The organism is Burkholderia cepacia (assembly GCF_001039005.1).
Lineage (GTDB): Bacteria > Pseudomonadota > Gammaproteobacteria > Burkholderiales > Burkholderiaceae > Burkholderia > Burkholderia theae.
This window is the reverse complement of record NZ_LDWR01000046.1, coordinates 124846-146396: the sequence shown is the minus strand read 5'-3', so window position 1 is coordinate 146396 and position 21551 is coordinate 124846. Positions and strand designations below refer to the sequence as shown.

At 68.5% G+C, this 21551-nt stretch carries 22 protein-coding genes and 2 tRNA genes; 8 read left to right on the top strand and 16 right to left on the bottom strand.

Annotated features, from left to right (window positions below; genetic code table 11):
* Positions 1-73: 73 nt before the first annotated feature.
* Both VL15_RS26555 and VL15_RS26550 read right to left on the bottom strand, forming a co-directional pair.
* Positions 74-2608: a DUF6600 domain-containing protein gene (locus tag VL15_RS26555; protein ID WP_048249592.1), complete on the bottom strand. Its 2535-nt coding sequence runs from the start codon at positions 2606-2608 to the stop codon at positions 74-76.
* Between the two features lie 162 nt (positions 2609-2770).
* Positions 2771-3478 (bottom strand): ArsR/SmtB family transcription factor, encoded by a 708-nt coding sequence (locus tag VL15_RS26550; protein ID WP_048249590.1) that lies wholly within the window; start codon positions 3476-3478, stop codon positions 2771-2773.
* Between the two features lie 202 nt (positions 3479-3680).
* Here VL15_RS26550 and VL15_RS42795 point away from each other — a divergent pair, with 202 nt between their 5' ends.
* The gene (locus VL15_RS42795; protein WP_164991999.1) at positions 3681-3821 is read left to right on the top strand and encodes a hypothetical protein; all 141 of its coding nucleotides are present in this window, start codon (positions 3681-3683) and stop codon (positions 3819-3821) included.
* A gap of 129 nt (positions 3822-3950) precedes the next feature.
* Positions 3951-4463, top strand: coding sequence for an acyl-CoA thioesterase (locus VL15_RS26545; protein WP_048249589.1), 513 nt, complete (start codon positions 3951-3953; stop codon positions 4461-4463).
* A 46-nt stretch (positions 4464-4509) separates the two neighbouring features.
* Here the strand turns inward: VL15_RS26545 and fumC are convergent, their stop codons facing one another.
* The 3 genes from fumC to VL15_RS26530 all read right to left on the bottom strand — a co-directional run bounded on the left by fumC (position 4510) and on the right by VL15_RS26530 (position 7825).
* Positions 4510-5904, bottom strand: a complete 1395-nt coding sequence (gene fumC, locus VL15_RS26540) for a class II fumarate hydratase (protein ID WP_048249587.1) — start codon at positions 5902-5904, stop codon at positions 4510-4512.
* A 142-nt stretch (positions 5905-6046) separates the two neighbouring features.
* Complete coding sequence (gene norM, locus VL15_RS26535) at positions 6047-7435, bottom strand: multidrug efflux MATE transporter NorM (RefSeq protein WP_048249585.1); 1389 nt, start codon at positions 7433-7435, stop codon at positions 6047-6049.
* Positions 7436-7606: 171 nt separating this feature from the next.
* Complete coding sequence (locus VL15_RS26530; RefSeq protein ID WP_048249584.1) at positions 7607-7825, bottom strand: RNA-binding S4 domain-containing protein; 219 nt, start codon at positions 7823-7825, stop codon at positions 7607-7609.
* A 270-nt stretch (positions 7826-8095) separates the two neighbouring features.
* On the opposite strand from VL15_RS26530, the gene VL15_RS26525 reads away from it, so the two are divergent.
* Positions 8096-8497 carry a hypothetical protein gene (locus tag VL15_RS26525; RefSeq protein WP_048249583.1) on the top strand — a complete coding sequence of 134 codons (402 nt, stop codon included), beginning with the start codon at positions 8096-8098 and terminating at the stop codon, positions 8495-8497.
* Positions 8498-8613: 116 nt separating this feature from the next.
* On the opposite strand, the gene VL15_RS26520 is transcribed toward VL15_RS26525, so the two are convergent.
* The 8 genes from VL15_RS26520 to fdxA all read right to left on the bottom strand — a co-directional run bounded on the left by VL15_RS26520 (position 8614) and on the right by fdxA (position 12985).
* On the bottom strand, positions 8614-9396 hold the full coding sequence (locus tag VL15_RS26520) for a DUF4088 family protein (RefSeq protein ID WP_048249582.1): 783 nt from the start codon (positions 9394-9396) through the stop codon (positions 8614-8616).
* 161 nt (positions 9397-9557) lie between these two features.
* Positions 9558-9896 (bottom strand): AzlD domain-containing protein, encoded by a 339-nt coding sequence (locus VL15_RS26515; RefSeq protein ID WP_048249580.1) that lies wholly within the window; start codon positions 9894-9896, stop codon positions 9558-9560.
* The gene (locus VL15_RS26510) at positions 9893-10660 is read right to left on the bottom strand and encodes an AzlC family ABC transporter permease (protein WP_048249579.1); all 768 of its coding nucleotides are present in this window, start codon (positions 10658-10660) and stop codon (positions 9893-9895) included. The genes VL15_RS26515 and VL15_RS26510 overlap by 4 nt, the downstream gene beginning before the upstream one ends.
* 116 nt (positions 10661-10776) lie before the next feature.
* A complete protein-coding gene (locus VL15_RS26505; RefSeq protein WP_048249577.1) occupies positions 10777-11676 on the bottom strand; it encodes an AraC family transcriptional regulator in 900 nt (299 codons plus the stop codon).
* Between the two features lie 62 nt (positions 11677-11738).
* On the bottom strand, positions 11739-12224 hold the full coding sequence (locus VL15_RS26500; protein ID WP_048249576.1) for a CreA family protein: 486 nt from the start codon (positions 12222-12224) through the stop codon (positions 11739-11741).
* 119 nt (positions 12225-12343) lie between these two features.
* A tRNA-Asn gene (locus VL15_RS26495) sits at positions 12344-12419 on the bottom strand.
* Positions 12420-12489: 70 nt separating this feature from the next.
* A tRNA-Asn gene (locus tag VL15_RS26490) sits at positions 12490-12565 on the bottom strand.
* A 96-nt stretch (positions 12566-12661) separates the two neighbouring features.
* Entirely contained in the window at positions 12662-12985 is a 324-nt protein-coding gene (gene fdxA, locus VL15_RS26485) for a ferredoxin FdxA (RefSeq protein WP_034183076.1), read from the bottom strand.
* Positions 12986-13303: 318 nt separating this feature from the next.
* On the opposite strand from fdxA, the gene pncB reads away from it, so the two are divergent.
* The 5 genes from pncB to rmuC all read left to right on the top strand — a co-directional run bounded on the left by pncB (position 13304) and on the right by rmuC (position 19274).
* Entirely contained in the window at positions 13304-14503 is a 1200-nt protein-coding gene (gene pncB, locus VL15_RS26480) for a nicotinate phosphoribosyltransferase (protein WP_048249575.1), read from the top strand.
* 88 nt (positions 14504-14591) lie between these two features.
* Positions 14592-15254: a LutC/YkgG family protein gene (locus VL15_RS26475; protein WP_048249574.1), complete on the top strand. Its 663-nt coding sequence runs from the start codon at positions 14592-14594 to the stop codon at positions 15252-15254.
* 43 nt (positions 15255-15297) lie between these two features.
* A complete protein-coding gene (locus tag VL15_RS26470; protein ID WP_048249573.1) occupies positions 15298-16728 on the top strand; it encodes a sodium:proton antiporter in 1431 nt (476 codons plus the stop codon).
* A gap of 81 nt (positions 16729-16809) precedes the next feature.
* Positions 16810-17799, top strand: a complete 990-nt coding sequence (locus VL15_RS26465) for a 2-hydroxyacid dehydrogenase (RefSeq protein ID WP_048249717.1) — start codon at positions 16810-16812, stop codon at positions 17797-17799.
* Positions 17796-19274, top strand: coding sequence for a DNA recombination protein RmuC (rmuC, locus tag VL15_RS26460; protein WP_048249572.1), 1479 nt, complete (start codon positions 17796-17798; stop codon positions 19272-19274). The genes VL15_RS26465 and rmuC overlap by 4 nt, the downstream gene beginning before the upstream one ends.
* A 91-nt stretch (positions 19275-19365) precedes the next feature.
* Here rmuC and VL15_RS26455 read toward each other — a convergent pair whose 3' ends face one another.
* Genes VL15_RS26455 through glp form a run of 3 tightly spaced genes read right to left on the bottom strand, consistent with a single transcriptional unit; the run spans position 19366 to position 21461 of the window.
* Positions 19366-19851: a GNAT family N-acetyltransferase gene (locus tag VL15_RS26455; protein ID WP_048249570.1), complete on the bottom strand. Its 486-nt coding sequence runs from the start codon at positions 19849-19851 to the stop codon at positions 19366-19368.
* The gene (locus VL15_RS26450) at positions 19848-20123 is read right to left on the bottom strand and encodes a hypothetical protein (protein WP_006476519.1); all 276 of its coding nucleotides are present in this window, start codon (positions 20121-20123) and stop codon (positions 19848-19850) included. The genes VL15_RS26455 and VL15_RS26450 overlap by 4 nt, the downstream gene beginning before the upstream one ends.
* Before the next feature lie 39 nt (positions 20124-20162).
* Positions 20163-21461: a gephyrin-like molybdotransferase Glp gene (gene glp, locus VL15_RS26445; RefSeq protein ID WP_048249569.1), complete on the bottom strand. Its 1299-nt coding sequence runs from the start codon at positions 21459-21461 to the stop codon at positions 20163-20165.
* Positions 21462-21551 lie beyond the last annotated feature (90 nt).

Genomic DNA, 21551 nt, shown 5'->3' with positions numbered 1-21551 from the left:
CGATTCGTGCCCGCAGAAACAAGGCCCGACCGGCTGATGCCGGTCGGGCCTTTTTGTTTCATGTTTGCGGCACTTACTGGCGGTGCCGCTCTTCGTGACCGCCTTGCGGCGGCGGGTTGTTCTGGCGCGGTGCCTCGACGTGCGGCGCCGGTTGCGGCCGCGGTTCCACGTGCGGCGCGGGCATCGACGGCCGCGGCTCCATGCGCGGCTGCTGCGGCTGCGGCTGCGGGCGCGGCATTTCATGCACGGCGGGGGCTGGCGGACGGTACTCGTTCACGCGCGGCGGCGCGACATCGCGGTGCGGCGCGGGCTGCGCGAAGTCGGGGCGCGGTCGCGGTGCCGGGGCGGCCCGTTCCGGTTGCGGCTGTGCATGCTGGGCCGGCGTCGGGATGTCGGGGCGCGGACGCGGCTGCGGAATCTGCGCCGTATTGTCGAACCGCGGTTGCGGAAGCGCGCGCGGCGCTTCGTTCCGGCCGCCGGGCTGCAAGCCCTGCGCGCCCTGCGGGGCCGGCACGCCTTCCTGACGCGGGACCGCCGCGCTGCGCACCGGCGGCAGCGCATTCTGTCCTGCCGCATGCAGTGCGGTCGGCGGGGCGGAGCGCTGGCGGTCCATCGGAGCGTGCGGCTGCATCCACGCGGGCGACGGGGCCTCGGCCGCGCGCGCGTTGCCGATGCCCGGCAGCGCGTTGCCGGCCGTCGGCGGATGCGGGACGCCGTTGCCGGGCCCGAATGCCTGATGCGGCGCCGGCGTGCCGGGAGCCTGCGGCATACCGCCGTTCGCGAAGCGCGGTGCATTGGGGTTTTCGCCGTTCGCCGGCCGCGCGGCGTTCGGCGCGCCCGATACCGGTGTGCCCGGCCGTGCGGCCTGCACGGCGGGCGGCTGGCCTTCACGCGGCGCACGTGCCGGCTGCACGACAGGGCCGTGCGGATTCACGAGCTGCACGTTGTGCATCGCCCATGCGCCGCCGTTCGGGTTGCCCGGAACGTGGACCGGGCGAGCCGCATAATCGGCCGGCACGTTCGTCTTCACGACAGGAGCGCCGGCACCCGGTACGCGCCCGCCTTGCTGTGCGAGGTGGGCAGCGGCCTGGTCGCGATACGCGGCCGGCACGGCGGGATTGCGCGTCGCGATGTACGGATGCTGTGCGATCGCCGCCGGCGGACGGTAGCTGGCATTGCGCAGCCCGCCGGTAAAGCTCTGGCGCACCGGTGCAATGCCGGGTGTGCCCGACATCACGTGCGCATTGCGCCATTGCTGCGGATCGACGTGCTGCGAGAAGTGCGCGACGGGCTGGCCGTGCACGAACGCGGAGGCCGGCACGGCCGTGATGGCGTGCGGCGCACGGAAGTTCACGTACGTCTTGTTGATGTTGGTGATATTCGTGATGTTCGTCACGTTCACGGTCTTGTTCACGTTGACGTTGACGTTGTTCACCACGATGTTGCGGTTCACGCGGTCGTAGTAGTGCGGGCTCCAGCCGCCCCAGCCCGGGTGCCACGGTTCGCCGGGGCCGAGCGCGAACCATGCGCAACCGGCCGCGGCGACGCCGCCGACCGTGAGCGCGACGCTCCAGTCGGGACCGCCGCCACCGCCCACGAACGCGACGAGCGCCGGCGCATAGACAGGCGGCTGGCTGACGACCATCGGGCCCGGCACCCATGCCCAGCTGTCGTCCACGTATGCCCAGCGGCCGTAGTGATACGGTGCGAAGCCCCACGGGGCGTCGTCGACCCACGTCCAGCCCCACGGTGCCTGCCAGATCCAGTGGCCATCGTGATACGGCGCCCAGTCGGCCGGCGTATCGTTCGGCACCCAGACCGAGCCGTAATTCGGGGTTTCGCGCCACGTGCCGTTCGCGTCGAGATCCTGGTAGCCGGGAATGTCGCGGGACACGTATCGGGCCGACACCGAGCGCTCCTCGGCCGCGTCGCGGCTGGCGGCCCACTGGTCGAGTGCATCGGGGCCGGGGGCGGCCGATTGCTGCGCGACCTGCAGGTCGGTGCCCGTGAATACGACCTGCTGCCCGGGCGACAGCGGGTACTGCCCGTTGCTGCCGTAGACGGTCGCGCTGCCGCTGCGCACCGTGACCGCCGTGCTCGCGCCGTTCGGCGCGACGTCGACACGATATTCGCCGGGGCCCGTGATGCCGAGCGCGAGGTTCGGCGTGTCGATTTCGTACGACCCGCCGGCCGGCAATTCGCGCACGTGCGTCGATACGGTGCCGAGGCCCACTTTCAGCTGCGTCGTCGTGTCGTCGAGGTTCAGCACCGACAGGCTCGTCGAATCGCCGAGCCGTACCGCGGTCGAGCCGATGTGCAGTTCCGAGCGCGCGCCGGCATCGTTCCAGAGCTGGTCGCCGGTCGTCAGCGGCCGGTTCACGGCGGCATACGACCAGGTATCGGTGCCGGCCGGTTCGGTCGTCACGGCGCCCGACAGGTAATTGAGCCGCGCGACGCGGCCGGGCGGGTCGCCGCCCGGTTGCCGGGCCGCGGCCGCATACGGCGGGGCATCAGACGATTGCGCGAATGCGGGGGGCAGTGCCGCAAGCGCGACGAACGCGAGCAGCGTGTAGCGGGCGGTTCGCTTGAGCGTGAACAGGGTGGCCATGATGAGCGTCTTCGTCGTTATCGCGGCGCGTCGATTCGTGCCGTTGAGTTCACAATATCCGCTCGGCCTGTTTCAATGCTCTGTGTTTTGTAAGCCGGATGGCACGCGATGTAACAAAACCTGTCCATCGCGCGCCGTTGTCGTGCAGCCGCAATGCCGGCGTCAAGCTGACGTAAGCCACCCGTCGAAAACCTGCTGTCCGGGCACGGTTACGCGCAGCACGCGCGGCCGTGCGGAGCGCTCGATCCAGCCGTGCGCGCAGAAGCTCTCGAGCAGCGCCGCGCCGAGCGCGCCGCCGAGATGCGAGCGCCGCTCGCTCCAGTCGAGACAGCCGCACGCGAAGCGGCGCCGGCGCGTGCGCTGCTGCGCGACGTCGATGCCCCATTGCGCGAGCGCCTGGGTACCGAGTTCGGTGGTCTCGATCGCATCGCCGTCGGCGAGCAGCCAGCCGCGCGCGGTGAGCCCGTCGAAGATGCGCACCGCGAGTTCGCCGGCCATGTGGTCGTAGCAGGTGCGCGCATAGCGCAGTTCGGCCGGCACCGTGCGCGACGGCGGCGGAACCGGGCGGTGCGGCGCGGCCGCGCGGGCAACGTTCGCGAGCGCTTCGAGCGACGCCGCGATGTCGGCCGATGCGATGCGGTAGTAGCGGTGCCGGCCGCGCACGTCGAGCGCGAGCAGGCCGCCTTCGGTCAGCCGCGCGAGGTGGGCGCTTGCGGCGGACGGCGACAGCCCCGCGATCATCGTCAGTTCGCCGGCCGGCCGTGCGCTGCCGTCCATCAGCACCCACAGCATCGCGGCGCGCCCGGGGTCGGCGATCAGTGCGCCGATGCGGCTCAGGCCCGGAAAGTGGTGGTCGTCATGATCGGTCATCGTCGTGTCTCGTCAGGCGGGATGAGTTGCAGTGTAGTGGGTGCGGGTATTCGATGTTTCGGATTCAGCTGAAATATCGAATGCAGCGGCGCCGGCGCGGGCACCATTCATGCGGCGGACCGGAACTGCGACCTGTTGCGGGGCGCGCGTAGAATGGCCTGACGCGGCGGCAGCGGGCCGCCGCACGGGACACGATGCAACGATGAAGACGATTTTCTGTTTGTTGGCGGCCGCGCTCGTATGTGCGGCCTGTGCGCAGGGCGGCGCGGGTGCGTCCGGCGAGCGGGGCGGCAGCATCGAGATGTACGGGACGATCGACCAGGGCATCACGGTGCGCCGCTGACGGGTGTCAGCCGGTGCGTTGCGGGCGCGGCTGCCGCAGCCGCGCCACACGGGGCGTACCGCGACGCGTTGCCGCAGCGCAACGTATAATGGCCCGATTACAGCGCCCCTGCCGCCTGGAGCCAACAAGATGTCCCAATCGTCCCCCGTACCGGCCGCCCTCGACCGCACCGAAACCGTATTCCGCTTCCTCGCCGAGCCGTCGTCCGTGAACTTCGGCGGCAAGGTGCATGGTGGCGCGCTGATGAAGTGGATCGACGAGGTCGCGTATGCGTGTGCGGCCGTCTGGTCGAGCCGCTATTGCGTGACGGTCAGCGTCGGCAACATCCGCTTCCAGCGTCCGATCCTGGTCGGCAATCTTGTCGAGCTGAAGGCGCGCGTCGTCGCGACGGGCCGCACCAGCATGCACATCCATGTGTCCGTGCATGCCGGCGATCCGAAGGGCGGCGTGCTGCGCCAGACGACCGATTGCCTCGTCGTGTTCGTCGCGGTCGACGAGAACGGCAACCCGGTGCCGGTGCCGCCGTTCGTGCCCGAGACGCCTGAGCAGAAGGTGCTCGCGAAGTATGCGGCCGACGTGCGGGCCGCGCTCGACAAGATCGTCGAGATGAAACCGGAAGAAGTCGCGAAGGGCGCGGTCTGACTGCAACGGGCGCCGCGCAGCTCGCGCCGCGCCCGTCGTCCTGCTGTTACCGCGAGCCGATCATCTGCTCAGGACGCACCCACGCATCGAATTCCGCCTCGGTCAGGTAGCCGAGCGCGAGCGCGGCCGCCTTCAGCGTCGTGCCTTCCTTGTGCGCCTTCTTCGCGATCTGCGCGGACTTGTCGTAGCCGATGTGCGGGTTGAGCGCCGTCACGAGCATCAGCGATTCGTTCAGCAGCAGGTCGATGCGCGTGCGGTTCGGCTCGATGCCCACCGCGCAGTGGTCGTTGAAGCTCCGCGCGCCGTCGGCGAGCAGTCGCACGGACTGCAGCACGTTGTGCGCGATCATCGGCCGGAACACGTTCAATTCGAAATTGCCGCTCGCGCCGCCGACGTTGACCGCGACGTCGTTGCCGAACACCTGGCAGCACAGCATCGTCACGGCTTCCGACTGCGTCGGGTTCACCTTGCCCGGCATGATCGAGCTGCCCGGCTCGTTCTCCGGAATCGACAACTCGCCGAGACCGCAGCGCGGCCCGCTCGCGAGCCAGCGGATGTCGTTCGCGATTTTCATCAGGCCGGCCGCGACCGTCTTCAATGCGCCGTGCGCGAACACCAGCGCGTCGGCGGCCGCCATGACCTCGAACTTGCTCGGCGCCGTCACGAACGGCAGCTTCGCCAGCCGGCCGATTTCGTCGGCGACGCGCACCGCGAACTCCGGATGCGCGTTCAGCCCCGTGCCGACCGCGGTGCCGCCGAGCGCGAGTTCGTACAGGTGCGGCAGTGCCGATTCGACGTGGCGAATGCTCTGGTCGAGCTGCGCGACGTAGCCGGAAAATTCCTGGCCGAGCGTGAGCGGCGTGGCGTCCTGCAGGTGCGTGCGGCCGATCTTCACGATGTCGGCGAACGCCTTCGACTTCGCGTCGAGCGTCGTGCGCAGCGTGCGCAGTGCCGGCAGCAGGTGGTTGACGATCGCGTACGCGGCCGCGACGTGCATCGCGGTCGGGAACACGTCGTTCGACGACTGGCCGCGGTTCACGTCGTCGTTCGGATGAACCTTGCGCGCTTCGCCGCGCTCGCCGCCCATCAGTTCGCTGGCGCGGTTCGCGATCACCTCGTTGAGGTTCATGTTGGTCTGCGTGCCGGAGCCCGTCTGCCAGACCGCGAGCGGGAATTCGCGCGGATGCTTGCCGGCGATGATCTCGTCGGCCGCGTCGATGATCGCGCGCGCCTTGTCGTCGGCCAGCACGCCGAGCGACTGGTTCACGGCCGCCGCGGCGCGCTTGACGATCGCCAGCGCGTGGATCAGCTCGGGCGACTGCTTCTCCGTCGAGATCCGGAAATTCTGCAGCGAGCGCTCGGTCTGCGCGCCCCAGAGCCGGTCGGCCGGCACGGCGATCTCGCCGAATGTGTCGCGTTCCATCCGAACTGCTTCGTTCATGATGCACTCCTCCTGGAAAGGGGAAAGGCCGCGCGTCGCGCGGCGTCAGACGTATCGTGAGGCAGTTGCGCCGCTCGCGCGGCGTCTCGAGGTGTTCAGCCGACAAGCATAGCGCCGGCCGCGATTTCGCGTCGTGTCGCGCTCAGCGCGGCGACGTCGCAAGTGACGCGCTCTTCAGATGAAAGCGCCACGCCATCAGCACGGCCACGCTGGCAAGGCCGGCCGCGAGCCCCCACCAGAGGCCCCGGGCACCGAGGCCCACGTGGAACGCGAACCAGTAGCCGGTCGGAAAACCGATGCCCCAGTAGCCGAGGGTCGCCGCGAGCATCGGGATGCGCGTGTCCTTCAGGCCGCGCAACGCGCCCGACGCGACGGTCTGCGCGCCGTCGACGATCTGGAACACCGCGGCGATGCCGAGCAGCGACGCGGCGAGCGACACGGTGGCCGCGTTCGACGGATCGTCGAGGTTCAGGTACAGGCCGACGATCGCATGCGGCGCGACGATCAGCACGATGCCCGACAGCGTCATGAACGCGACACCGAGGCCGAGTGCGACGAAGCCCGCATGCCGCGCGGCGACGGGCGCCCCGGCGCCGACCCAGTAGCTGACCCGCACGTTGGCGGCCTGGCCGATCGCGAGCGGTACCATGAACGCCACCGACGCGACGTTCAGCGCGATCTGGTGCGCGGCCAGCGACGTCGCACCGAGCACGCCGATGGTCAGGCCGGTTGCGAGGAACAGCGTCGACTCGACCCCGTACGTGATCGCCACCGGCCAGCCGATGCCGATCAGTTCGCCCATCATGGGCAGTTTCGGGCGCGCGGCGGTGACGAAATGACGGAAGCGTTGCCGGCCGTGCAGCAGCCAGATCAGTGCGAGCGCGGTGAGCCAGATCGTGATCGTCGTCGCGACCGCGGAACCGAGGAAGCCGAGGCGCGGCAGCCCGAACGCGCCGTGGATCAGCCCGTAGTTCAGCACGGCATTGACGCCGACGCCGCCGATCGACACCCACAGCAGCCGCTTGGCGGCGCCGATCGCCGGCAGGAACGCGCGCATCAGCCCGACGCCGATCAGGCTGCCGAGTGCCGCGTAGCGCAGGATGCCCGTGTATTCGCCGACGTGATGCGCGAGCAGCGGCGGCTCGTGGAACATCAGCAGGATCGGTTCGGACAGCGACAGCGCGACGATCGCGGGAATCGCGAGCAGCACGGACAGCGCGAAGCCCGTCCAGTAGATGTGCGGCACGCGGTGCTCGGCCTGCGCGCCGCGCGCGTGCGCGACGCTCACGCTGACCGACGACAGCACGCCCTGCAGGATGGTGACGATGACGAAGAAGAAGTTCGCGCCGAGCCCGCCCGCCGCGAGCGAATCGGGGCCGAGCGAACCGAGCAGCACCGTGTCGGTGACGCTCATCGCCATCTGCGAGAGTTGCGCGATCGCGAGGGGTGCGGCGAGGCGCGCGGTATCGGCGGCGTGACTGGACAGGGACGGCGGCGCGGCGGCCGTCCGCGTAAAAGCGGAATGCGACATGGAATGGGCGCTCGCGCGGGTGCGGGCCCGCGCTATATGTATTTATTTTGAGAGACGGTTAGCTTACGGCTTTATTCGTACCGTGTCGAACGCGCGCGCCGATGGCCATGTCGCGGACAGGGGGAACCCCAGGGCCGGTTCCCGCTGGTCCGTCATTCGGACGGGCAGGCCCTACGCTTCGCGTACCGCGATGCGCGTGTCGCCCAGCAATACGACCTGACCCGCGCGGATCTTGCAGGTCTTGCGCAGCTCGACCGCACCGTCGACTTTCACCGCGCCGGACGCGACGATCAACTTCGCGGTGCCGCCGCTGTCCGCGAGGCCGGTGATCTTGAGAAGGTTGTGCAGCTCGACGTAGTCGCCGGTCAGCGTGAAATCCAGATTGGGCATGACGAGGAAGGTGCGCGTTGCGCGGGAGGAATCGCCCCGCATCATACGGCACCGCAGGCCGGCGCGCGAGCGTGGGCGGCCGCGGCATGCAGTTGTTAAGGACTGTGAGCGATTCGTCAGCAAATGAAACGGTGGGTAACAGTCTGAGAGATTCGAGAACCGGCCGTGCGCGCCGCGGGTCTTTTGTCGTACCTGCCGCGTGTTGCGGCGGGGGACGCGACAGGCCGCATCGCTGCGGTCGACGCTCACAATTTCTTGAGGAGAATTGCCATGTCCAAGATTCGTACGATGCTGATCGGTGCCGCGCTGACGGCGTTCGCGACTTCGGCCGCGTTTGCCCAGACGGGCACGGCGGCGCAGGGTGCAGCCGGTGCCGGCATGCAGGCGCAGACGCCGGCCGCGAGTGTCGGCGCGGGCGTGCAGGGCAGTGCCGGCGCGAACGCGTCGGGCAATGCGGTGGGCGGTGCAACCGATGCAGTCGGCGCGGCAGCCGATGGCGCGAAGGATACGGCGTCGTCGGCCGTCCACTCGGCCAAGAAGCACACGAAGCATGCCGCGAAGTCGGCCAAGAGCCATGTCGGCTCGGCCAAGGCGAAGGCCGGCGAAGCGACCGAAGGCGGCGCATCGGTCGGCGCGGAGGGCGGTGCATCGGCCCAGGGCGCCACGCAGTAAGCGATGCCCAGTGCCGTCGCAACGCTCGCCCCGGGCGGCGCGATGCGACGGTGGTTATCCAACGGCCCGGTTCGTTTCGCTCGAACCGGGCCGTTTTCATGGGTTCATGCGTGCCGTTACGGCCGGCGCTGTCCCTGGCTTTGCCCCTGTCCCTGCGCAGGCCGCGCGGCAGCCGGCGTGAATACGCTGCGCAGCCACACGGCGAGCCGCGCGAACACGTCGTACGGCTCCTCGACGAAGATCTCCGGCTTCAGCAGCCGCAGGTATTCCATGATCTGCTGCGCTTCCTGCTTCTGGAACGAGCCATGCGCGAGCCCGAGCCGCAACAGCCCGCGCAACTCGCCGAGCTTGTCGCGCGCCGTGCTGCCGACGCTCATCTCGCACGCGAGCTTCGCCTCGTAGATCCGTTGCCGCAGCGATTCCGCAAGCCGCCACGCGGGCGTCTGCATCAGTTCCTCGAGCGTCTGGATGTCCTGCGCCGCGCCCTTGATCTGCGCGGCGAGCGGGTCGATCAGCGACGGGTCGCCCTGCGCTTCGGCGACGATCGCTTTCGCCCAGTCGCGGCAAGCCTTCGCGAGTTCGTCGGGGGTCCATTCGGAGCGCGACGCGAAGCCGAAGCCGAATTCGCCGGCCTGCCGCATCAGGATCGCGACGACGTCCGGAAATTCCTTGTCGAGCGTGCGCTTCGCCCACGCGTACTGGCCGCCCTGCAGCATCCGCTGCACTGCGTGCTCGGTCAGCGGCACCATGTTGTCGAGCAGTTTGGCGCGCAGGAAATCCTCGAACGACGGCGTCGCGAACTGCGGGTCGAGTTTCAGCGACACGCGAACGAACGCGTCGTAGTCCTTGCGCAGGGACTCGAGCGTGTCGTCCTTGAGGGAAAGGGTGATCTGGCCCATGAATCTTCTCGATGGCGGCCCGCGCAAGCCGACGGCCGGCACGGCGCACCGGGGCGGGCGCAGCGTCGACTGACCGGTGCGCGCCGAGGCCGGTGGCGGGTCTTCATTCCCTTTATCGGCGCGCCGGACGAAAACTTGAGCGCGCGTGGCCGAGCGTTCGCTCAGGCGGGCAGCCAGTGCGGCAGCACGATCCCTTGCCAGAAAAAGAACACCGCGAGCCCCGCTGCGATCGTGACGAGCGGGCGTCGGGTTGCCGCCGACACCAGCACGGCGGCGAGCGCGCCGACGAGCTGCGGATTGCGCCAGGTCAGCTCGGCCGTGCCGCCGTGCGGCGAGACGGTCATCGGCACGATGATCGCGGTCAGCACGGTGACGGGCACGAAGCCGAGTGCGGTCCGCACGAGCGGCGGGAAGGCCAGCCGCTCGCCGAACAGGAACAGCGTCGAGCGGATCGCGTACGTGATGACGGCCATCCCGAGAATCAGCAGCGCGTAGTTCACGATGCGGCCTCCGTGCGCGAGCCGGCGCGCGCGCGTTCGTGGAGCAGCGTGAGCGCGACGCCGATCGCGACGCCGGCGGCGACCGCGCCGAGCAGCCCGAGCTTGTACGACCAGCCCTGCCAGAAGTACGCGAGCGTGCCGGCCGTCGCGGCCGCCGCGAAATAACGCAGCGTGCCGAGCTGCGGGACCACGATCGCGATGAAGGTTGCCGCCATCGCGAAGTCGAGGCCGAGCGACTGCAGGCCCGGGAACGCGGCGCCGAAGCCGATGCCCGCGAGCGTCCAGACCTGCCAGTTCAGGTACATCGCGAGCCCGGACCCGAAGAAGTAGTGGGGGCCGATCGTGCCGGGCGCGAAGTGCCGGTAGTGTGCATAGGCGACCGCGAACACCTCGTCGGTCATCAGCGCGCCGAGCGTCGCGCGCCAGCGCAGCGGCAGGTGCGCGACATAGGGCGCGAGCGTTGCGCTGTACAGCAGGTGGCGCAGGTTCACGATCAGCGTCGTCGCGAGTACGACGACGAAGCTCGCGCTGCCCGCGATCAGGCCGAGCGCGATGAACTGCGCGGAGCCCGCGAACACCGCGAGCGACATCAGCGCGCCGTGCCATGCGGCGAGCGGGCCGCCGCCGACGAGCGTGCCGAAAATCACGCCGAACGGCGCCGCGCCGATCATCATCGGGATCGTGTCGCGCGCGCCGTCGAGCCATTCGTTCAGCGGGCGGCGAGGGGGCGACACGGGTGTCGGGTTCGAAGAGCGCTTTTCCATGAACTGCAGGATAGCGGGCAGGTGGTGTGCCGGCTTGTATGTTCTTGCGCTCGCGGAGGCGGGGCAGGCGCGGCCTGTATCGCGGCTGCCGGATGCGGGGTGCGGGACGCCGCGTGTCAGCTTGCCTGCCAGCGCCCCGGCGGCACGCCGAACATCCGTTTGAAATGCCGGGTGAAGTGGCTCTGGTCGACGAAGCCGCTGGCCGCCGCGACATCGGCGACGGGCACGCCCGCGCGCAGCGGCGCCAGCGCGCGCTGCAAGCGCAACTGGTTGCGCCATGCATGCGGTGGCATGCCGGTCGTGCGGGTGAACAGGCGCGCCGCATGGAACGGCGACAGGCCAGCCGCTTGCGCGACTTCGTCGAGCGTCACGGTGCACGTGAGATCGGCGGCGAGCCGCTCGCGCATCGCGTCGACGCGCGGTTCGTCCGCGGCGAGCGGCGCCGGTCGCGGCAGCGCGTCGGCGTGGCGCACGATCAGCGTCGACAGCGCGTCGAGCATCGCCATTTCGGCGGCGAGCGGATCGTAGAGGCGCGGTGCGCCGGCCGCCGGATCGCCGGTCGGCTGCCCGTGCGCATGCGAAGACAGGGCGCGCTCGCTGCCGGCTTCCATCATCCGGTGTGCAAGCGTGAGCCGGGCTGCGAGATCGGCGTCGCGAATCACGTCGGGGGCAAACCACGGCGCATCCTGCGGGCGGCCCGCGATCGCACTCGTGAGTGCGCGGATGAATTCGACCGGCATGTAGCTGACGCGGTAGCACCAGCCTTCGTCGGCCGCGCGCGAACCCGTATGCACTTCGCCGGGATTGATCACGGGCACGGTGCCGGTTTCGGCGACATAGCCGCTGCCGCGATAGGTGAAGCGTTCCGCGCCTTCGAGAATCACGGGAATCGTGTACGCGTCGTGCCAGTGGGGCGCGAACGTGTGGTCGCGATAGGTGGCCGTGACGAGATCCGCATCCGGCAGCAGCGGCGTGCGCCAGTAGCGTGCGGAGTCGGGAAGGCGGGTGGCGGACATGATCGGGCGCGGGAGCGGTCGAACCGACAGTGTATCGCTCGCGCGCCCGTCCGGTGCGGGCCTTACTTGACCGGAATCGTCGTGCCGGCCGGCATCGGTACCGCGGTGACGGCGTTCTTCGGGCTGCCGCTGACGATGCGGTCGCTGTAGGTCAGGTAGACGATCGTGTTGCGCTTCTTGTCGACCACACGGACGACGTGCAGCGTCTTGAAGATGAACGACATGCGCTCGCTGAACACGTCGGTCTGTTGCTTGAGCGGCTCCTTGAAGCTGATCGGGCCGACCTGCCGGCATGCGATCGACGCTTCGCTCGGATCCTCGGCGACGCCGAGCGTACCCTTGATCCCGCCCGTGCGTGCGCGCGACACGTAGCAGGTCACGCCCTGGACGACCGGATCGTCATACGCCTCGACGACCACGCGGTCGGAGCCCGTTACGCGGAAATGGGTGTTGACGCTGCCGACTTCCTCCGCGTGCGCGAGCGGTGCCGCGGCGAATGCGGAAAGCAGGAGGGCGAGGGGTGCGCAGGAAAGGAGGCGATGCTTCATCGATGGAACCGGATACGGATGCGGGACGAAGACTCTAGCATGCGCGCGGCCGGGCCACGAAAGGCGGAAGGGCGGCCGGAAAAACAAAAGGCCCGTCGAATGACGGGCCTTTCGCTGTCTGGCTCCCCGACCTGGGCTCGAACCAGGGACCTACGGATTAACAGTCCGGCGCTCTACCGACTGAGCTATCGGGGAATAAATCGGTACATCTGCGTTTGCGTCACCAGCAAAAAGCCCGTTCAATTTCAACGGGCATTTGCGTTTTTGGCTCCCCGACCTGGGCTCGAACCAGGGACCTACGGATTAACAGTCCGGCGCTCTACCGACTGAGCTATCGGGGAACAAACAGCAGAGAAACGAGATTGTATGGGGTGTTGGCTAACCTGTCAATACTTTTGGGCCGCAGCTAATCAAAAATTTCTACGGCCGCCGCACGATCAGCGCTCGAGCAGGTGCAGCTTGTCCTGCACGTCCTTCCACTCGTCCGCATCGGCCGGTGCCGGCTTGGTCTTCGTGATCGACGGCCAGCCCTTTGCCAGCTCGGCGTTCAGCTCGGTGAACTGCTGCTGGTCGCCCGGAACGTCCTCTTCGGCATAGATCGCATTGGTCGGGCATTCGGCGACGCACACGGCGCAGTCGATGCACTCGTCCGGATCGATGGCGAGAAAGTTGGGACCTTCACGGAAGCAATCCACCGGGCACACATCCACGCAGTCCGTGTATTTGCACTTGATGCAGCCTTCGGTCACAACGTGAGTCATTAAAACGCTCCTGCTTGGCGGTATATATGGGGTGGCGTTTGCGCCAAAAGCGGCATTGTAACTGAAGCGCAAAACCCGCATGGCGTGGTCGGCTATCCGGCTTATATCGTTTCGTGATTAGTTTATGGCGGCCCGCCCAGGAGGCTCGCCAAGGGGGCCGAAGGGGCGCGCCACCGGGCACCCGCGCACCGTGCGCCGGCGCGACGGGGCGGCAGGCGGTTTCCCGATGGTCGGGCACGCATTCGGGTAACATGGCCGACAGACCGGGCGGCGCGCGGTGCGCCGGGGCCCTGTCACGATATTGGCGGTGCCGTAAACATGATCATCACTTCGCTGCTCGACACGGATCTCTACAAGTTCACGATGATGCAGGTCGTCCTGCATCACTTTCCCGCTGCAAGCGTCGAATACCGTTTCCGGTGCCGCACGCCCGGCGTCGATCTCGTGCCGTACATCGACGAGATCCGCGACGAGGTGCGCGGCCTGTGCTCGCTGCGCTTTACCGACGTCGAACTCGACTACCTGCGGCGGATGCGCTTCATCAAAAGCGATTTCGTCGACTTCCTCGCGCTGTTCCACCTGAACGAAAAGTACATCTCGATCACGCCGTCGCCGAAGGGCAACGGCGAGATCGACATCGAGATCACGGGGCCGTGGCTGCACACGATCCTGTTCGAGATCCCGGTGCTCGCGATCGTCAACGAGGTCTATTTCCGCAACACGCAGCGCGAGCCCGACTATCGCGAAGGCCGCGAGCGGCTGCGCGAGAAGATCAAGCTGCTCGGCGCGAAACCCGAGTTCGCCGACTGCAAGATCGCCGATTACGGCACGCGCCGGCGCTTCTCGAAGGTCTGGCACGAAGAGGTCGCGCTCACGCTGCGCGACGGCCTCGGCCCGCAGTTCGCGGGCACGAGCAACGTGCTGTACGCGATGAAGCACGACATCACGCCGCTCGGCACGATGGCTCACGAGTACCTGCAGGCGTGCCAGGCACTCGGCCCGCGGCTGCGCGATTCGCAGATCTACGGCTTCGAGATGTGGGCGAAGGAATATCGCGGCGACCTCGGGATCGCACTGTCGGACGTCTACGGGATGGATGCGTTCCTGAACGACTTCGACATGTACTTCTGCAAGCTGTTCGACGGCGCGCGCCACGATTCGGGCGATCCGTTCGAGTGGGGCGAGCGGATGCTGCGCCATTACGAGACGAACCGTTGCGACCCGCGCACCAAGGTGCTGGTGTTCTCGGACGCGCTCGACATCCCGAAGGTCATGCAGCTGTACGAACGGTTCCGCGGCCGCTGCAAGCTCGCGTTCGGCGTCGGCACGAACCTCACCAACGATCTCGGCTACGTGCCGCTGCAGATCGTGATCAAGATGGTCCGCTGCAACGGCCAGCCGGTCGCGAAGCTGTCGGATTCGCCGGGCAAGAGCATGTGCGACGACAAGGCGTATCTCGCGTATCTGCGCCAGGTGTTCGGCATCGCGCAGCCGGTCGAGGAAGACGCGTCGAAGTGAGCATCGGCCGGACGGCCAAAGCTGCGGCGCGGCGAGGGCGGCCGGTATAATCCGACGGTATCGCCCGCCAACGTCACGAGGACCGTTCATGGACACTTCCGCTGCCCGTCGCCAGATCCTCGCGCGCATCCGCGCGGCACAGGGGCGCGCGGCCGAACCCGACGCAGCGGAGCACGACGGCGTCGCCGACTATCTCGCCCGTCATCCGCAAGGCCCGCGCCCGCCGGCGCCGGCCGATCTCGTCGCCGCATTCGTCGAAGAGGCGGCGCGTCTGTCGACGACGGTCGACGAAGTCGCGACGCTCGCCGACGCACCCGCCGCCGCCGCGCGTTATCTTTCCGCTCACGGCCTGCCGATGCAGGCCATCGCATGGCGCACGCTGGCCGATCTCGACTGGGCGGGCGCTGGCCTGTCGGTCGAATGCCGCAAGCCGCGCGACGGCGATCTCGTCGGCCTCACGGGCTGTTTTTGCGCGACCGCTGAAACGGGCTCGCTGGTGCTGCTGTCCGGCCCCGACACCTACGCGTCGGCCGGCCTGCTGCCGGAGACGCACATCGCGATCGTACCCGCGTCGCGGATCGTCGCCGGTCATGAAGACGCGTTCGCGCTGATCCGCGCGGAGCGCGGCGAATTGCCGCGCGCGGTCAATTTCGTGTCGGGCCCGTCGCGCACGGGCGACATCGAGCAGACCATCGTACTGGGCGCACACGGCCCGTACCGCGTTCACGCGATCGTCGTACGGGGCGCATGACGCACCCGCCGCATCCACCCTCACTCGAACAAGGAAGTTCTGCATGAAACGACATGCCGCCTGGGCGGGCATGGCGTCGGGAGTCGCGCTTGGCGCAGCTCCCGCGCTCGCATCGGCCGCCACGCTCGACGGTGCCACGCTGTCCGCGCTCTGGGGCATCCCGTTCGCCGGGATCCTGCTGTCCATCGCGCTGTTTCCGCTCGTCGCCCCCGTGTTCTGGCATCACCACTTCGGCAAGATCGCAGCCGGGTGGGCGATCGCGTTCCTGATCCCGTTCGCTGTCGCGTTCGGCGCGGGCACCGCGTTCGGCACGCTCGTGCATGCGCTGCTCGAGGAATACATCCCGTTCATCGTACTGCTCACCGCGCTCTATACGGTTGCGGGCGGCATCTGCGTGAACGGCAACCTGCACGGCACGCCGAAGCTGAACACCGCGATCCTCGCGCTCGGCACGCTGCTCGCGAGCGTGATGGGCACGACGGGCGCCGCGATGCTGCTGATCCGGCCGCTGCTGCGCGCCAACGACAACCGCAAGCATGTCGTGCATGTCGTGATCTTCTTCATCTTCCTCGTCGCGAACGCGGGCGGTTCGCTGTCGCCGCTTGGCGATCCGCCGCTGTTCCTCGGTTTCCTGAACGGCGTGAGCTTCTTCTGGACGACCACGCATCTCGCGCTGCCGATGCTGTTCATCTGCGTCGTGCTGCTCACGCTGTTCTTTGCGCTCGATACGTACTTCTACCGGAAGGGCGGCGAGGAGCGGCCGGTCGCGCTCGATCCGACGCCCGACGGCGCGGCGCTGTCGATCGACGGCAAGATCAACTTCGTGCTGCTGCTGGCCGTGGTCGCCCTCGTGCTGATGAGCGGCATCTGGAAGCCGGGCATCACGTTCGACGTGTGGGGCACGCACGTCGCGCTGCAGAACCTTGCGCGCGATGTCGCGCTGGTGGTCGTGACGCTCGCGTCGCTCGCGCTGACGCCGCGGTCGGCGCGCGAGGGCAACGCGTTCAACTGGGCGCCGATCGAGGAAGTCGCGAAGCTGTTCGCGGGGATCTTCGTGACGATCGCGCCGGTGATCGTGATCCTGCGCGCGGGCGCGGACGGCGCGTTCGCGCAGATCGTTCATCTCGTCACGGGGCCGGACGGCAAGCCGATCGACGCGATGTACTTCTGGGCGACCGGCATCCTGTCGTCGTTTCTCGACAACGCACCGACCTATCTCGTGTTCTTCAACCTCGCGGGCGGCGATGCGCAGACGCTGATGACGACCGGCGCCTCGACGCTTGCCGCGATTTCCGCGGGCGCGGTCTTCATGGGCGCAAACAGCTATATCGGCAATGCGCCGAACTTCATGGTGAAGGCGATCGCCGAATCGCGCGGCGTGAAGATGCCGAGCTTCTTCGCGTATCTCGGCTGGGCGCTCGTCGTGCTGATACCGGTATTCCTGCTGACGTCGTGGCTCTTCTTCCCGGCGTAAGCTGACGATTTTCAACCTCGCGCGGGCGATCGCGGCGGCGCACGGCGTGCCGCGACGGGCCCGCTGCACGCGGAGATGGCGATGCAGAAGATTCTGGTCGCGCGTCCGATCTTTCCGGACGTGATCGAACGGCTCGAGCAGTATTTCGAAGTCGATTGGAACAATGACGACGCGCTGGCCGCCGACGCGCTCGCCGCGCGTCTGGCCGACAAGGACGGCGCGCTGACGGCGGGCGACCCGGTCGGCGCGGCTGCGCTCGCGGCGGCGCCGCGCCTGCGCGTCGTGGCGAACATGGCGGTCGGCTACAACAACTTCGACATGGCCGCGTTCAACGCGGCGAACGTGCTCGGTACCAACACGCCCGACGTGCTGAACGAGTCGACCGCCGATTTCGGCTGGGCGCTGATGATGGCCGCCGCGCGCCGTATTGCCGAATCCGAACACTGGCTGCGCGCCGGTCACTGGCAGAAGTGGGCGTACGACGGTTTCCTCGGCAGCGACATTTACGGATCGACGCTCGGCATCATCGGGATGGGCCGCATCGGCCAGGCGCTCGCGCGTCGCGCGCGCGGCTTCGGGATGCAGGTGACCTATCACAACCGTTCGCGGGTCGCGCCCGAGATCGAGGCCGAGCTGAATGCCGAATACGTGTCGAAGGATGCGCTGCTCGCGCGCGCCGATCACGTCGTGCTCGTGCTGCCGTACACGAAGGAGAACCATCACACGATCGGCGCGGCCGAGCTCGCGAAGATGAAGCCCACTGCGACGCTGACCAATATCGCGCGCGGCGGGATCGTCGACGACGCGGCGCTGGCCGTCGCGCTGCGCGACGGGACGATCGCCGCTGCCGGCCTCGACGTGTACGAAGGCGAGCCGGCCGTGCATCCGGCGCTGCTCGAGGTGCCGAACGTCGTGCTGACGCCGCATATCGCGAGCGCGACCGAAAAGACCCGGCGCGCGATGGCGAACCTCGCCGCCGACAACCTGATCGCCGCGCTGGGCGAGGGGCCGCGCGCGGGGCAGCCGCCGAATCCGATCAACCCTGACGTGATCGGGAAGCCGCGCGCATGACGATGACGTTGTTGCTTGCGGCGGTCGTCTTGCTGGCCGTCGCGCTCGCGGTGGCGATCGTCGCGATCGTACGTGGCGGCGGCCGCCACGACGATGTGGCGGTCCTTGGCGACCAGATCGAGGACGCCGCGCATGCGCAGGCGCGTGCGGTCGAGCGGCTTGAGCGCGAATTGCGCGGCGAGATCGTCGAGAACGCGCGCGGCTCGCGCACCGAGCTGGCCGGCAGCTTCGCGCAGCTTCAGCAGACGCTCGCCGCGCAGCTGACGAGCGTGGCGACCGTGCAGAACAACCAGATCGAGGGCTTCGCGCAGCAGCTCGGCAAGCTCGTCGCCGGCAATGCGCAGCAGTTCGACGCGATGCGCGAGAGCGTGCAGCGCCAGGCGCAGCAGGCGCGCGAGGAGCAGACGGGCGCGCTCAGGCTGTTCGGCGATACGTTGAACCGGCAGCTCACGCAGCTGACCGAGGCGAACGACCGCCGGATCGGCGAGGTGCGCGCGACGCTCGAACAGCGGCTGAAGGAAATCGAGACGAACAATGCGGCGAAGCTCGAGGAGATGCGCCGCACCGTGGACGAGAAACTGCATGCAACGCTCGAGCAGCGGCTCGGCGAATCGTTCAAGCTCGTGTCGGACCGGCTCGAACAGGTTCATCGCGGGCTCGGCGAGATGCAGACGCTCGCGGCGGGCGTCGGCGATCTGAAAAAGGTGCTGACCAACGTGAAGACGCGCGGCACCTGGGGCGAAGTGCAGCTCGAGGCGCTGCTCGAACAGATCCTGACGCCCGACCAGTACGCGAAGAACGTCGCGACGGTGCCGAAGAGCACCGAGCGCGTCGAGTTCGCGATCCGGTTGCCGGGCCGCGATGCCGGCACGCGCGACGCACCGCCGGTGTGGCTGCCGATCGACGCGAAATTTCCGCGTGAAGACTACGAGCGGCTGATCGATGCGCAAGAGCGTGCCGATGCGGCGGCAGTCGAGGAGGCGGCCCGTGCGCTCGAGGCGCGCGTGCGGCTGGAAGCGCGCACGATCGCCGAGAAATACGTCGCACCGCCGCACACGACCGATTTCGCGCTGCTGTTCCTGCCGACCGAGGGGCTCTACGCGGAAATCCTGCGCCGCCCGGGGCTGACCGACGTGCTGCAGCGCGACTATCGCGTGACGGTGGCGGGGCCGACGACGCTCACCGCATTGCTGAACAGCCTGCAGATGGGGTTCCGCACGCTCGCGATCGAGCAGCGGTCGAGCGAGGTGTGGCAGGTGCTCGGCGCGGTAAAAACGGAGTTCGGCAAGTTCGGCGACGTGCTCGCGCGCACGAAGGCGCAGCTCGAAACGGTCACGCGCTCGATCGAGTCCGCCGAGCAGCGTACGCGCGTGATGAGCCGCAAGCTGAAGCAGGTCGAGGCGCTGCCGGGCGACACGGCGGCCGGGCTGCTCGGTGATGAAGGCACCGATGGTGCCGATGCGGACGACGCGTGACGCGCGTTGCCGACACCGGGCTGGAGAGAGAAAACGGGCGCCGCGGCGCCCGTTTTCTCTTGAAGCAATCGCCGGCGCGGCCGGCCCGCGCTCAATGTCCGGCGAGCGTGTCCAGCGCGTCGCCCGTCACGCGAACGATGCGCCAGTCGGGCAGCACGGTTGCGCCCATCTTTTCGTAGAAATCGATCGCGGGCTGGTTCCAGTCGAGGACCGACCATTCGAAGCGCCCGCAGCGGCGCTCGACGGCCAGTGCCGCGAGGTGACGCAGTATCGCGGTGCCGAGGCCCGTGCCGCGCTGTGACGGCTGCACGTACAGATCCTCGAGATAGAGGCCGCGACGGCCGAGGAACGTCGAATAGTTGTGGAAGAACAGCGCATACGCGACGATCGCGCCATCGCGCTCGGCAACGAGCGCTTCAGCCGCGGGCCGCTCGCCGAACAGCGCGTCGGCGAGATCCGCTTCGGTCGCGACGAACAGGTGCGTGAGCTTCTCGAACTCGGCCAACTCGTGCATCAGCGCGAGGATCGCGCCGACGTCGCGCGTTTCGGCCGCGCGGATCAACGGCGTGTCGCTCACGCTTCCTCCGGCGGATCGGACAGCACGATCTCGATGCCGCCGAAGCGCGACGCGACCCAGTTGTATGCGTGGCATGCGATCCACAGCAGCACGAAGCCGAGGATCGCGTTCAGCAGCAGCGCGCTCAGGATCGTGCTCAGTTCCACCATGCCGTAGCGGATATATGCGACGAGAATGCCGAGCAGCACGATCGGCACGCTGAACGTCAGGTAGACGAGGATCAGCGCCTTCGCGGTCTGTCCCGCGGCGATGGACGAGATTTGTTTTTTCATGTGCGGATTGCCCCCGTAGAGATATACCGATTGTGGAATTCAGATCAGGCCGTCGAGCGGCAGGATGTCGACCGGGGCGCCCGAGTCGACTGCCGCGGTATCGTGGCCCAGAACGATGAAACAGTTGGCGGCCGCGAGGCCGCTCAGCGACGCGGAACTCTGCGAACCGGCCGGCGCGACGTGCCAGCGGCCGTCGGCGGCGCGCGTCGCGACGCCGCGCAGGTATTCGGTGCGGCCCGGGCGCGTCTTCAGCGCCTGTGTGCTGATGGCCGTGTACATCGCCGGCGGTGGTGTCTGCGCGCCGGCCAGCGCGAGCAGCGCGGGGCGCACGATTGCGTAGAACGTCACGGCGGACGCGACCGGATTGCCGGGCAGCCCGAAAAACAGCGCGTGGCCGGCGTCGTCGGCCGCACGTGCGAGCGTGCCGCACGCGAGCGGCCGGCCGGGCCGCAGCGCGAGGCTTGCGAACGTCACGTCGCCGAGCCGTGCCATCACGTCGCGCGTGAAGTCGGCTTCGCCGACCGATACGCCGCCCGACGTGATCACCGCGTCGGCCTGCGCGGCGACGGCGTCGCGCAACGCGGCTTCGAGCGCGACCGGGTCGTCGCGAACGATCCCGAGATCGATTGTGTCGACGTGCAGCCTTTCGAGCATCGCGATCAGCATCCCGCGATTGCTGTCGTACAGCGCGCCGCGGCCGAGCGGTTCGCCGGGCTCGCGCAGTTCGTCGCCGGTCGAGAATACGGCGACGCGCACGCGGCGGCGCACCGTGACGTCGGTGATGCCGAGTGACGCGAGCAGGCCGAGATCGGACGGCCGCAGGATGCGGCCCGCGGCGAGCGCGCAGGCGCCGCGCGCGAGATCCTCGCCGGCCTTGCGGCAGTTCGCGCCGCGCGCAACGTCGTGCGCGGCGAAACGGATCGTGTCGCCGTCGACGCGCACGCGTTCCTGCGGAATCACCGTGTCGCACCCGGCCGGCATCGGCGCGCCCGTCATGATGCGCACGCATGAACCGGCCGCCACGGCGCCGTCGAACGGATGGCCGGCGAACGCGGTGCCGGCGATCGTCAGCGCGATGTCTCCCGGCGACGACGCGTACGCGCCGGCGCCACCGTCGAACGCATAACCGTCCATCGCCGAGTTGTCGTACGCGGGGATGTCGAACGGTGCGTTCACGTCGACCGCGAGTACGCGGTCGAGCGCATCGCGCAGCGTCACCGTGTCGCACGCATCGACGGGCACCGCGAAGCGGCACGCGAGCGCCCGCGCGTCGTCGAGCGACAGCGGAGCATCGGAATCGGGTGCGGATCGGGAAGCGGGCGAGGATTGCGTGATCATCAGTCGACTGCGCCGCAAGGCGTATCGGGTTCGTGGCCGGTGGCGCGAGGAGGATGCCTGGGCGCGGGTTTCGCGTGCGGTGGGCGCCGG